Annotated in this window: 13 protein-coding genes and 1 rRNA gene; 10 read left to right on the top strand and 4 right to left on the bottom strand. The window is 41.2% G+C overall.

The window, feature by feature from the left end; translation table 11 throughout:
- The first annotated feature begins 21 nt into the window (after positions 1–21).
- From BLW54_RS12885 to BLW54_RS12895, 3 genes are all read left to right on the top strand, one after another.
- Positions 22–198, top strand: coding sequence for a gamma-type small acid-soluble spore protein (locus BLW54_RS12885; RefSeq protein ID WP_035508678.1), 177 nt, complete (start codon positions 22–24; stop codon positions 196–198).
- 253 nt (positions 199–451) lie between these two features.
- Positions 452–979 carry a nucleoside tri-diphosphate phosphatase gene (gene ntdP, locus BLW54_RS12890; RefSeq protein WP_035508680.1) on the top strand — a complete coding sequence of 176 codons (528 nt, stop codon included), beginning with the start codon at positions 452–454 and terminating at the stop codon, positions 977–979.
- 68 nt (positions 980–1,047) lie between these two features.
- On the top strand, positions 1,048–2,820 hold the full coding sequence (locus tag BLW54_RS12895; RefSeq protein ID WP_035508682.1) for an ABC transporter ATP-binding protein: 1,773 nt from the start codon (positions 1,048–1,050) through the stop codon (positions 2,818–2,820).
- 225 nt (positions 2,821–3,045) lie between these two features.
- Here BLW54_RS12895 and BLW54_RS12900 read toward each other — a convergent pair whose 3' ends face one another.
- From BLW54_RS12900 to BLW54_RS12910, 3 genes are all read right to left on the bottom strand, one after another.
- Positions 3,046–4,113, bottom strand: a complete 1,068-nt coding sequence (locus BLW54_RS12900) for an FUSC family protein (protein WP_035508683.1) — start codon at positions 4,111–4,113, stop codon at positions 3,046–3,048.
- A gap of 355 nt (positions 4,114–4,468) precedes the next feature.
- A complete protein-coding gene (locus BLW54_RS12905) occupies positions 4,469–5,767 on the bottom strand; it encodes a glutamate-1-semialdehyde 2,1-aminomutase (protein ID WP_035508685.1) in 1,299 nt (432 codons plus the stop codon).
- A gap of 197 nt (positions 5,768–5,964) precedes the next feature.
- A complete protein-coding gene (locus BLW54_RS12910; protein ID WP_074735040.1) occupies positions 5,965–6,051 on the bottom strand; it encodes a YjcZ family sporulation protein in 87 nt (28 codons plus the stop codon).
- A gap of 205 nt (positions 6,052–6,256) precedes the next feature.
- Here BLW54_RS12910 and BLW54_RS12915 point away from each other — a divergent pair, with 205 nt between their 5' ends.
- The 5 genes from BLW54_RS12915 to perR all read left to right on the top strand — a co-directional run bounded on the left by BLW54_RS12915 (position 6,257) and on the right by perR (position 9,362).
- Entirely contained in the window at positions 6,257–6,667 is a 411-nt protein-coding gene (locus BLW54_RS12915; protein ID WP_035508687.1) for a potassium channel family protein, read from the top strand.
- Between the two features lie 64 nt (positions 6,668–6,731).
- Positions 6,732–7,202 (top strand): thioredoxin-dependent thiol peroxidase, encoded by a 471-nt coding sequence (gene bcp, locus BLW54_RS12920; protein ID WP_035508689.1) that lies wholly within the window; start codon positions 6,732–6,734, stop codon positions 7,200–7,202.
- An 80-nt stretch (positions 7,203–7,282) separates the two neighbouring features.
- A complete protein-coding gene (locus BLW54_RS12925) occupies positions 7,283–8,236 on the top strand; it encodes a D-2-hydroxyacid dehydrogenase (RefSeq protein ID WP_035508691.1) in 954 nt (317 codons plus the stop codon).
- 1 nt (position 8,237) lies between these two features.
- Positions 8,238–8,795, top strand: coding sequence for a cob(I)yrinic acid a,c-diamide adenosyltransferase (locus tag BLW54_RS12930; protein ID WP_035508693.1), 558 nt, complete (start codon positions 8,238–8,240; stop codon positions 8,793–8,795).
- 123 nt (positions 8,796–8,918) lie between these two features.
- Positions 8,919–9,362, top strand: coding sequence for a peroxide-responsive transcriptional repressor PerR (perR, locus tag BLW54_RS12935; RefSeq protein WP_035508695.1), 444 nt, complete (start codon positions 8,919–8,921; stop codon positions 9,360–9,362).
- Between the two features lie 113 nt (positions 9,363–9,475).
- Here the strand turns inward: perR and BLW54_RS12940 are convergent, their stop codons facing one another.
- Complete coding sequence (locus BLW54_RS12940; RefSeq protein WP_035508697.1) at positions 9,476–9,853, bottom strand: YgzB family protein; 378 nt, start codon at positions 9,851–9,853, stop codon at positions 9,476–9,478.
- 133 nt (positions 9,854–9,986) lie between these two features.
- Here BLW54_RS12940 and BLW54_RS12945 point away from each other — a divergent pair, with 133 nt between their 5' ends.
- Both BLW54_RS12945 and BLW54_RS12950 read left to right on the top strand, forming a co-directional pair.
- Positions 9,987–10,871 carry a nucleotidyltransferase-like protein gene (locus tag BLW54_RS12945; protein ID WP_035508699.1) on the top strand — a complete coding sequence of 295 codons (885 nt, stop codon included), beginning with the start codon at positions 9,987–9,989 and terminating at the stop codon, positions 10,869–10,871.
- Positions 10,872–11,281: 410 nt separating this feature from the next.
- Positions 11,282–11,562, top strand: a 16S ribosomal RNA gene (locus BLW54_RS12950); the annotation flags it as partial.

Consider the following 11,562-nt stretch of genomic DNA (forward strand, 5'->3'; position numbering starts at 1 on the left):
ATTTTTGCGGAGGTGATAAACATGGCTAAGCAACCGAAACAAAACAAAACAGCAGCTGGTACTGACGTTAATCACGTGAAACAACAAAACCAACAAGCTGCACAAGGGCAATCCCAATACGGTGCTGAATTCGGTCAACAAACAGACGCTCAGCAAGTAAAGCAGCAGAACCAAAAATCTCAGGCTAAGAAAAAATAACCTGAATGGTTGGTAGGTTGGCCAGGCTGTTTTTTTAGCCTGTATCAATCCCCCGAAAGAAGAAGTCGCCCCCGAAGTGGGCGGCTTCTTTACTTTACATATGTTATGGGCTTTATTTCTTGACTAATTCCTCAGTAAAAAGTATTAGTTTGTGAAAACTTTGGACTGCGGCCCAATTATTTTCAATCCGCATCATTTGTCGTTATAATAGACAGAAGGTGAAAATGGAATAGAAAAGGGAAGGGGGGATTTTATGCCCGGCCCGGAAGCAGGTAAGCGGATAGAGATCCAAAGCTATAAGCATAATGGGCAGTTACACCGAGTTTGGGACAGTACCACGATTTTAAAAGGGACAAGGCATGTCATCATCGGAGCCAATGACCGTACGATAGTAACAGAAAGTGATGGACGGAGATGGATAACAAGAGAACCAGCTATTTGTTATTTTCATTCTAAATATTGGTTTAATATTATTGGTATGCTGAGAAACGATGGTGTTTATTACTACTGTAATATTAGTTCTCCATTCGTTTATGAAGAGGAAGCGATCAAATATATTGATTATGACTTAGACGTAAAGATCTTTCCTGATATGACATATAAAATCCTGGATGAGGATGAATACGAAGTTCATAAGGAACGAATGAACTATCCTCATGTATTGGATCGGATACTCTACAATAACATTGATATTTTAATTCGATGGGTTCGTCAGCGAAAAGGACCTTTTTCTCCCGAGTTCATTGATCAGTGGTATGAAAGGTATCTAACATATAGATAGAGGGGATTGCGCACTTATAAAAAGTGCGCTTCGTTGTTGTTAGATAGGAATGAAAGGAAGGTGTTTTTTTGGGCAGTATTAAAAGGTATTTGCGCTTTGTTCAGCCCTATAAGGGAAAAATCATACTTACGGTTCTCATAGGTGTGGTTAAATTTTCCATCCCTTTATTGATGCCGCTCATTATCAAGTATGTCATAGATGACATCATCAATGCTGAAGATATGACGCAAGGGGAGCAGCTGGACCAGTTGCTTCTCATTATGGGAGGTGCTTTTCTCGTATTTTTCATTTTGCGTCCCCCCATTGAGTATATCCGCCAATATTTAGCGCAATGGATCGGAAGTCATATATTATATGATATAAGGGAAAAGCTTTTTGACCATATCCAGCGTTTAAGTTTACGTTTTTATTCCAAGACGAAAACGGGAGAAATTATATCCCGTGTGATTCATGATGTAGAGCAAACCAAAACATTTGTTATTACAGGTCTTATGAATATTTGGCTTGATATGATTACGATTGTTATAGCTATTATTATTATGCTTACGATGGACCCATGGTTGACTCTTGTATCTATCGCTTTATTCCCGTTCTATGGATTTGCTGTTAAATATTTTTATGCAAGACTGCGAAGGCTTACAAGAGATCGCTCACAGGCACTGGCCGAAGTACAGGGGCATTTGCATGAACGCGTTCAGGGTGTGCCGGTGACCAGGAGTTTTGCACTTGAAGAACATGAACAGGAACAGTTCGATGTAAAAAACAAGAACTTTCTTAATAAAGCCATCACCCATACGAACTGGAATGCCTATACGTATTCGGTGACGAATACCATTACGGATCTTGCACCATTACTAGTCATCTCATTTGCTGGTTATCAGGTGATCACTGGTGCATTAACTGTTGGGACAATGGTCGCGTTCGTAGGCTATATGGATCGTGTCTACAATCCTCTTCGCCGTCTTGTAAACTCGGCGACAGTTCTGACACAGTCGATTGCTTCAATGGATCGTGTTTTTGAATTCATTGATGAGAAATATGATATAGTCGATAAGCCCGGAGCTAAAAAGATGGAAAGCATCCAAGGGGATGTCAAAGTCGAAGATGTTTCCTTCCGGTATGACGAAGAAGACCCTCTCGTTCTAAAGAATGTCAATCTCGACATTAAGAAAGGTGAAACCATCGCTTTCGTTGGAATGAGTGGGGGAGGGAAGTCTACTCTCATCAGCTTGATTCCCCGTTTCTATGATGTAACATCAGGGCGTATTACTATAGACGGCACAGATATACGTGACTTTGAAGCAAGGTCATTACGCGATAATATTGGGATGGTTCTACAGGATAATATCCTTTTCAGTGAATCCATCGCAATGAACATCAGAATGGGGAATCCCGATGCGACCGACGAAGAAATGATGGCAGCAGCTAAAGCAGCCAATGCTCATGATTTCATCACGGGGCTTCCGAATGGTTATAATACTCTTGTCGGAGAACGTGGGGTCAAACTATCAGGAGGCCAAAAACAAAGGGTAGCCATCGCTAGAGTCTTTTTGAAAAACCCGCCGCTTCTCGTATTGGATGAGGCAACTTCAGCTCTGGATTTGGAAAGTGAACATCTTATCCAAAATGCTCTTGAACGGTTGGCTTCAGAAAGAACAACGTTTATCGTAGCACACAGACTTTCTACTATTACTCATGCGGATCGGATCGTTCATATAGAGAATGGCGAAATCGTTGAAATCGGTTCGCATCAGGAGTTAATGCAAAAGCAAGGCCATTATTATGACCTTTATCAAGTACAGGAACTGGATGATAACAAGCAAGAATATATGGGAACGTAACATATTCATCATCATGAAAAATAAAAATCAGAGGGTTGAGTGGGAGTGCTCATAGGCCTCAAAAAAATCCGCGTATGAATATCATACGCGGATTTTTTCGTTTTGGCCATTTTAAAATTCTTGGAATGTGAATCACTTTTAATAGTGAGTATTAGCCAGCCCCAACCCTGCCCCCTCGAGGTTTTAAGGTTGTCGGGAGTGAGCAAGACACCCTATGCTCTTGTTCTACTTATCAGATGTTTGAATAAACTCTTCGTTATGATGAGTTTGGTAACTCTTTAATAGTTTCTTGAGTCGCTCTAATTGATAGTGGTATTCCATCAATTGAGAGGCAAGAGGAAGGAACACAAGTTTGTCTGGGTTATTCCCTTCCTCATATACATTCATGAGCCGTTCAACAAGCAGGGGAATATTCGGTTCCTCAATCCGTCTTAATGATTGTTTGTGTGTGTTCTTAATTCGCCCTTTTAGGCTGAGAATTAACTTCTCATGGGCGTTAATCAGCTTATCAAGTTCTTGTACAACGGCATCCTGAAAATCATCAGGGATTTGTTCAATCTTATGTTCCAGACGATAGAAAGCTTTCAAGACATCGAAAGATTTTTTAGTTGTGGTGATCAACTGCCTGAATAAAACTAATTTCCTCCCTTTTGAGAAACGGCTGCCCCTAAAGTAGGTCCGTTCTTCCGAATAAAGAAGATAAGTGTGATCAACCCAGCGCATGTCATCCTGAATGCGAATAATTTCATACTTTAAAGCGGGTTCATCTGATAAATTCCTTGTCGTCACTCTAAGCCATTGCAAAATATCATTAGTCGCTTGATCAATTTTCAAGAATAGTCTGGTTTCATAGCGAGGAGGCAGGAAGACAAGGTTGACGATGAATGCGGCAAGAATACCAAGGAGCATCGATGTGAACCTTGAGCCTGCAAAGTGTAAAAATGTCTGATCCGTTGAATCCATCAAGGCAATGACAGCGACCACGGCTAAGGCTATTGTGTTTTCGTTCATTTTTAATGTTGTTGTTAAACCGATGACTAGTATGATGGCAAACCCTACAATAAAGGGGTCGTTACCGAGCGTGAACACAGCGATGATAGCAATAACCGCTCCAATTGAGTTTCCTTGAACCTGTTCAATAATGGATTGGTAGGAACGATAGATCGAAGGCTGGATAGAAAAAACGACGGCGATTGCGGCCAAGAGAGGAGATACAAACCCAATCAAATGACCGATATAAAGGGCAATCCCTACAGCCAGACCTGTTTTCATCATTCTTGCGCCTAGTTTCATATAGAACATCATCCTTTTAATCAATGAGGAATATTTTTCATAAGATTATGACGAGAGAAAAACAGATACTTCATATTTTACCCTTAATAAAAATGCGGATGACATCATTATACATGATTTGAAAAAAGATAGAACAAAAAGAAAAAGCTTATGCGTGATACGCATAAGCCAAAGGGGAACCAGCCTATGGGCTGGAACCTATGAAAAGGGAAAGAAATGAAACAAAGATCATAATTCGTGGGAATATTCAGAATTATGTATATATAATAGCATGATTATTTCACTTATTCAACTAAATAATCAGAAAATAATAGAAAACTCCCCTTTTTTTAGGGGAGTGGGTCGTTCGGTCATTTTATTTATCGTCTGCCATTATTCTAAACGTCTTTTCTACTGCTGCCAGTGTAAGATCAATATCTTCATCTGTATGGGCCGTTGTTAAAAACCATGCTTCGTATTTGGAAGGTGCTAGATTAATGCCTTCAGCTAGCATCAGTTTAAAGAAACGAGCAAATCTTTCTCCATCGGTATTTTCAGCTTGCTCATAGTTCTCTACCTTTTCATCAGTAAAGTAAACAGTGAAGGCCCCTTTTAATCGGTTGATTTGAATCTGGATGCCATGCTTCTCCGCCTGTTCCCTTATGCCTTTTTCCAACCGTTCACCAAGGCGATCCATTTCATCGTAGACCCCATGTTGCTGGAGCACTTCCAGGCATGCAATCCCTGCAGACATGGAGGCAGGATTACCTGCCATCGTACCGGCTTGATAAGCAGGACCTAATGGAGCGACTTGTTCCATGATATCAGCTCGGCCCCCATAGGCACCAATGGGTAAGCCGCCTCCGATGATTTTACCCATTGCTGTCATATCGGGTTCAATATCAAGAAGTTGTTGTGCGCTTCCATATGTAAAACGGAAAGCTGTAATGACTTCATCATAAATAACAAGAGCTCCTGCCTCATGAGTAAGCTCATTCACTTCTTTTAAGAAACCTGGCTTCGGTTCAACAATACCGAAGTTTCCTACAATAGGTTCAACAAGTACTCCCGCAATTTGGTCCCCGAATTTATCAAGGGCTTCTTTGAATGGTTCAATGTCGTTGAATGGAACGGTGATGACATCTTCGGCAATGGAAGCAGGGACACCTGCGGAATCTGGAGTCCCAAGAGTTGAAGGACCGGATCCAGCGGCAACGAGTACTAAATCAGAATGACCGTGATAGCACCCGGCAAATTTTATAATTTTATTTCTGCCCGTATAGGCACGAGCTACTCGAATCGTTGTCATTACGGCTTCTGTCCCTGAATTGACGAATCTAACTTTCTCCAATGATGGAATAGCGTCTTTCAGCATTTTGGCGAAACGGTTTTCCAGGACCGTCGGTGTTCCGTAGAGGACACCGTTTTCAGCGGCTTTGGTAATCGCCTCAGTTATGTGTGGGTGAGCATGGCCGGTGATGATGGGACCGTAGGCACCTAAATAATCGATGTACTCATTTCCATCCACATCATAAAAGCGTGACCCGCTTGCCCTATCCATGTAAACCGGCGTACCTCCGCCTACCCCTTTGTAAGCGCGGGAAGGTGAATTGACACCGCCAACAATATGATCTTGTGCTTCTTTATATAGTTGTTCTGATTGATTGAAATTCACTAGGAAACCCCCTAAACATGTCTATTCTCTTCCATTGTAGCATGCTTGTCCATCTAAAAGCAGAAAGCCGCACCCTGGATAAAATTCCAGGGTGCGGCCTCTGTGAGGTTCCTTCACTCTAGAGCGTTGAAACAGTATTCCGATCAATTACGAGGAAAGAAGCATTGAGCAAATTCAGGACTCAATGCGAACTAGTTTTAGTATACGAATGCTGCACCAACGATGATTAGAAGGATGAAAAGAACAACGATTAGCGCAAAGCCTCCGCCATATCCGTAACTCATTCATAATTCCCCCTTTCCGTTGTTTACTTCATCTTATGCAGGTGTAGAATAGAGGGGCTGTGCGTTCGCCCGGTTTTGATTAGAAAATGGACCTTCAACGAATCGATTGGTGTAATAGCATAAAACAGGTGAAGGGTTCATATGAACAAATAGGGCTTGTTTTAATTATTTTGAACCTCTCTTGTTCTCAAAAGGAGCTTTCATTATGATGACAATCATCATCAGCACACTTTCCCTCGCCTTAATCGGAGCCAGCCTCCGCCAAATTTTTCATTCCCTTGAGTTCGAACATAAAATTTTTTCCCTGCAGTTATTCGTTTCCATTATGTTGTTGTACACCATTGTCATGGTTGGCTTTGGAATCATCTATGCAGTACTGATGAATCAAGGTATTGTAGTGTACGAAGAAAACATTCCTTTTAAGCATGATTATTGGGTGAGGGATATAGTAAGGAGCATTTATTTCAGTGGAGTGACTTTGTTTACTGTAGGATATGGAGATATTATTCCCATGGGAGTGGGGAAATGGATTGCCATTGTAGAAGCCATGATTGGTTACACATTACCTGCAGCGTTGGTTGCCAAGGTGTGGCTGAAACATCAAGGAGATCGTTGAAATTGGAAGTTTGCTTCATTTTAAGGTACCCTGAATGGTAGAAACCATTTAGGAGGGTCTTAGAATGACAGTAGAAAAAGGTAAACAAGTCCAAGATTTTACTCTACCTGCGAACAATGGCGAATCCGTATCCCTTTCCGATTATAAAGGAAAGAATGTCGTCCTTTATTTTTATCCGAAAGATATGACCCCGGGGTGCACAACAGAAGCGTGTGATTTCCGTGATCATCATGAAAGCTTTGAAGATCTTGATGCCGTGATCTTAGGTGTCAGCCCTGACCCGGTAGCATCTCATGAGAAATTCATTAACAAACATGATTTACCGTTTCTTCTCTTGGCAGATGAAGATCATCAGGTTGCTGAACAGTTTGGTGTTTGGAAGCTTAAGAAAAACTTTGGGAAGGAATACTATGGGATTGAACGATCCACCTTTATCATTGATAAAGTAGGCACCCTTGCTGAAGAGTACCGGAAAGTCAAAGTAAAAGGGCACGTAGAATCAGCTCTTGAATACATTCGCGAAAATTTAACATAAAAAAGTCAGAAACCATAGTCTTTAAGTGACTGTGGTTTCTTTATAGTCTAATATAGAAGAAAAGGGAAGGAGTTGATTGGATGAAGGTCGTTTCTGCCATTAAAAGAGTACCTGAGGAAATCCAGTTACGATTGCAAACACGTTTTCCTGAAGCAACTTTCGTCTTCTGCCATGGAATGGGAGAAGCAAAAGATTCCTTAGAGGAAGCGGATGTGTTTATTACATATGGAGAAGATCTGGATAAGGAAAAGATTCAAACAGCCAAAAAACTAAAATGGATCATGGTTCTTTCGGCGGGGATGGACCGTATGCCATTTGGTGAAATTGCGAAAAGAGATATCCTTATCACGAATGTTCGCGGGATTCATGCACAACCTATGGCTGAGTACGCGATTTCGATGCTCCTGCAAGTTTCTCGTAAAGCCAAGACTCTATTGGAACAGGAAAAAAACGAAGAATGGAACCGTCGTCCAGTTATGCAAGAAATCAGTGGTAAAACGATGGTGCTTCTTGGTACAGGGGCGATCCCACAGGAGGTTGCCCGCCTGGCAAAAGCCTTTCATATGAGAACTGTCGGAGTTTCGAAGTCAGGGAAAATCCGTCCTTATTTCGATAAAGTCGTCCCAGTAAATCAATTGGATCTTGTTCTGCCTAGTGGGGATTTTGTTGTAGCTGCCCTCCCGAGTACCCCGGAAACAGAAGGTTTACTGCTTGAAGAGCATTTTAATAAAATGGCCGCGCATACTATATTTTTAAACATGGGAAGAGGAGATTTGGTTTCTTCTGAAGTGATTTTAAATGCAGTACGTGATGGTGAAATTGCTCACGCCGTTCTTGATGTTTTTGAAGAAGAACCGTTACCGGAAGGTCACCCTTTCTGGAGGGAGGAAAACATTACTGTAACGCCCCACTTATCTGGGATTTCCCCCCATTATGTTCCAAGAGGTTTTGACATTTTTGAAGAGAATTTAGCCGTTTTTTTAAGTGGAGAGGGAGAATTAAAAAACATGATTGATCCAAAACGGGGGTATTAGTATGAGGATTTATACGCGTTCAGGAGATAAAGGACAGACTTCTCTTATTTATGGTCAACGGGTACCGAAGAATGATATAAGGGTAGAGGCTTATGGAACTTGTGATGAAGCGAATTCCATGATTGGTCTTGGTCTTAGTCATTTGAATCGAGAAAACTGGCCCGGAAAAGAAGCGTTTTTGCAAATATTCCAGAAAATCCAAACCATTCTCTTTCATGTGGGAGCCGAGCTGGCCACACCTCAAGGGAAGGAAGTCATGTGGAAACTAAAAAAGGAACATATCGAAGAACTTGAAAAGCAGATTGACGAATGGGATCAATCTCTTGAACCGCTGAAGAATTTTATTTTACCATCCGGTCATCAAGCATCGGCAACTTTTCATTTGGCACGGACAGTCGTTAGGAGGGCAGAAAGAATTGCAGTGGCCCTCGAAGATGAATTGAACAATCCTCTTGTGGTCTCCTATTTGAACAGGCTTTCAGATTTCCTTTTCGTTGCCGCTCGTTATGTGAACAGACAGCTTGGAGGATCCGAAACGCTTCTAGACCCGGATGTATGATTGTTTCAACCTTTTGCGTAGGGCTTTATATTGACAATTTCATTATGTAAAGGTTACACTGATTGTAAGGATTCTAATTTAATAATATTATAAATCAAGAATCAGTAAATGAAAGCGAGGTGCATGACCGTGTCAGATCATCGACTCCAAGAAGCCATTGATACTTTGAAGGGCTCTGGTGTGCGAATTACTCCACAGCGTCATGCGGTGCTTGAATACCTGCTGAATTCTATGACTCACCCAACAGCTGATGAAATATATAAGGCATTGGAAAGTAAATTTCCAAACATGAGTGTAGCAACGGTTTATAACAATCTTCGTGTATTTAGGGAAATCGGACTTGTTCGAGAACTTACTTATGGAGATTCTTCAAGCCGCTTTGATTGTAATACGAGTGACCACTATCACGCGATTTGTGAATCATGCGGTAAAATCGTCGACTTTCACTATCCTAGCTTAAACGAAGTGGAATCATTAGCTGAACAGGTGACTGGATTTAATGTAAGTCATCATCGCATGGAAGTCTATGGAACGTGCACAAAATGCCAATCGAATAATGCTCACTAAAAAACTGGAAGCGAAAGGCTTTCAGTTTTTTAGTTCCACCTAAAAAAACTCCGCTGATGAACGTGCCCTTTCGCAGGGGCTACTTCAGCGGAGTTTTTTCTATTAAAGGATAGTTACTGTTGGTTCTGGGCTTCTTGTTTGCTGTATCGTTTCTTATTGTACTTCTCATCAAACTCTTTTCCTTCTAAAGTCTTGTCCATTGTCAGGGGCTGATCACAATGCATGCAAGCATCAACCCGTCCTAACATCTTTGTAGGCTTTTCACAGGACGGACAGACGATCTGCACGGTTTTGGTGGAAAGCATACCGATCCAGAAATAAACAACGGTACTGAGACCGACAAAGCCCATTCCTAATATCATCAATGTCGCCATCAGCCACATGGTATCTTTGAAGAGTAAACCAATGTACATTACACCGATTCCGAGAAAGATGAGCCAGAAAGCAAAGGAACGAATCTTGTTGATCTTACTACTATACTTTAGCGCCACTAAGGGTCCCTCCTTACTATCTAACACGTAGTATAGCATATTTTCTTTGCCCAAATATATTAGGAAAAAAGGATTTTGCCAAATAGTAGCGAATAAACAAAAAGAAAGGGAAACTGAATGTGGAGGAAAGAATATGGAAGATCAATTACGCCCGATTTATCAAGAAAAGGCCAGTCAAAATAATACACTAGGCATTCTTATATTAGAGAAGAAGAAACCAATCAGCCCTGTGACGGATAACTTTGATGTTATTCTATTTATCATCGTACGGGATAGTGAAGAATTATGGTATGTCAAACATTATGAGTTTGAAAATAAATCAGCAGCTATGCATATTGTTGATGAAAAACTTCTTCAGCATTGGATTGATACAAGCTCGTATCGCCGTGCTGTTGAGTGGGTGATTAATGGGCATATTATATTTGAAAGAAATGAATATCTGACAAACCTAAAGGAACACCTTCGTGAATTTCCACAACAAACGAGAGATCTAAAAAAGGCCATTGAGTTTGCGAAGTTGATCCGGAGTTATACCGAATCCAAAGACTTATTTGACTCTGAGCAATATTTGGATTCTTATAGTCGTATGGTCAACTCCCTTCATTATTTAGCTAGGTTGTCTATTATTGAAAAGGGGTTCCATCCGGAAGTAACAGTGTGGAACCAAGTGAAAAGAATAGAACCAGAAATATATAAACTGTATCAAGAACTGATTGAAAGTGGAGAACCAACCGAAAAAAGAATACAATTGATGATTTTAGCTGTAGAACATTCTATTAGTAAGCGTTCGAGATCGAGCGCGCAGCATTTGCTGCAGCTGATGAATGAGCGGGAAGAACCCTGGTCGTTTGGAGAGCTTAAAGTCCACCCTGAAATACAAGAGTACATTTTAGATCTTTCTTCAATGATTGAATATCTTGTCGATCATGGGGTGATAGAAGTGGTACCTCAAGATACGAAAGGGCCGGGGGTGTTTCATAGAAGTTATAAAACCGTGGAGAAATATATAGAAGAGTAAAATCGTTCCCCTCCTTTTACGAGAAAAAGGAGGGATTTTTTATAAAAAGTTATTGACGCAAGAATTAAAACCATGCTATATTATTAAACGTCGCATTGAGAAGCGGCACAACACGATGATTTATCAATTAAAAAAGTTGTTGACACATAACTCATCACATGATAAATTGTTACTTGTCGCGTTAAGAGAGCGGCAAGCCGCAACGGCTTAACAAAATAAATCATAAAAAAGTTGTTGACAATAACAACTGAACATGATATATTAATTAAGTCGCTATTTTGAAGCGGCGAACCAAACATTGATCTTTGAAAACTGAACGAACCAACCAGTACGTCAAACATTTCTTCTTAATATAGAAGAGATTTTAAACAAGCACATTCGGTGTGCAAATGAGCAAGTCAAACTTAACTTTTATGGAGAGTTTGATCCTGGCTCAGGACGAACGCTGGCGGCGTGCCTAATACATGCAAGTCGAGCGCGGGAAGCGAGCGGATCCCTTCGGGGTGAAGCTCGTGGAACGAGCGGCGGACGGGTGAGTAACACGTGGGCAACCTGCCTGTAAGACCGGAATAACCCCGGGAAACCGGGGCTAATGCCGGGTAATACTTTTCTTCGCATGAAGGAAAGTTGAAAGATGGCTTCTTGCTATCACTTACAGATGGGCCCGCGGCGCATTAGCTAGTTGGTGAGG

Origin of the sequence: Halobacillus karajensis (assembly GCF_900108515.1) — a bacterium.
GTDB lineage: Bacteria > Bacillota > Bacilli > Bacillales > Halobacillaceae > Halobacillus > Halobacillus karajensis.

Coding starts and splice junctions, on each gene's coding strand:
- BLW54_RS12915 (WP_035508687.1), top strand. CDS start 6,257: ATGATGACAATCATCATCAGCACACTTTCCCTCGCCTTAATCGGAGCC.
- ntdP (WP_035508680.1), top strand. CDS start 452: ATGCCCGGCCCGGAAGCAGGTAAGCGGATAGAGATCCAAAGCTATAAG.
- BLW54_RS12885 (WP_035508678.1), top strand. CDS start 22: ATGGCTAAGCAACCGAAACAAAACAAAACAGCAGCTGGTACTGACGTT.
- BLW54_RS12900 (WP_035508683.1), bottom strand. CDS start 4,113: ATGAAACTAGGCGCAAGAATGATGAAAACAGGTCTGGCTGTAGGGATT.
- perR (WP_035508695.1), top strand. CDS start 8,919: ATGACCGTGTCAGATCATCGACTCCAAGAAGCCATTGATACTTTGAAG.
- BLW54_RS12910 (WP_074735040.1), bottom strand. CDS start 6,051: ATGAGTTACGGATATGGCGGAGGCTTTGCGCTAATCGTTGTTCTTTTC.
- BLW54_RS12945 (WP_035508699.1), top strand. CDS start 9,987: ATGGAAGATCAATTACGCCCGATTTATCAAGAAAAGGCCAGTCAAAAT.
- BLW54_RS12930 (WP_035508693.1), top strand. CDS start 8,238: ATGAGGATTTATACGCGTTCAGGAGATAAAGGACAGACTTCTCTTATT.
- BLW54_RS12925 (WP_035508691.1), top strand. CDS start 7,283: ATGAAGGTCGTTTCTGCCATTAAAAGAGTACCTGAGGAAATCCAGTTA.
- bcp (WP_035508689.1), top strand. CDS start 6,732: ATGACAGTAGAAAAAGGTAAACAAGTCCAAGATTTTACTCTACCTGCG.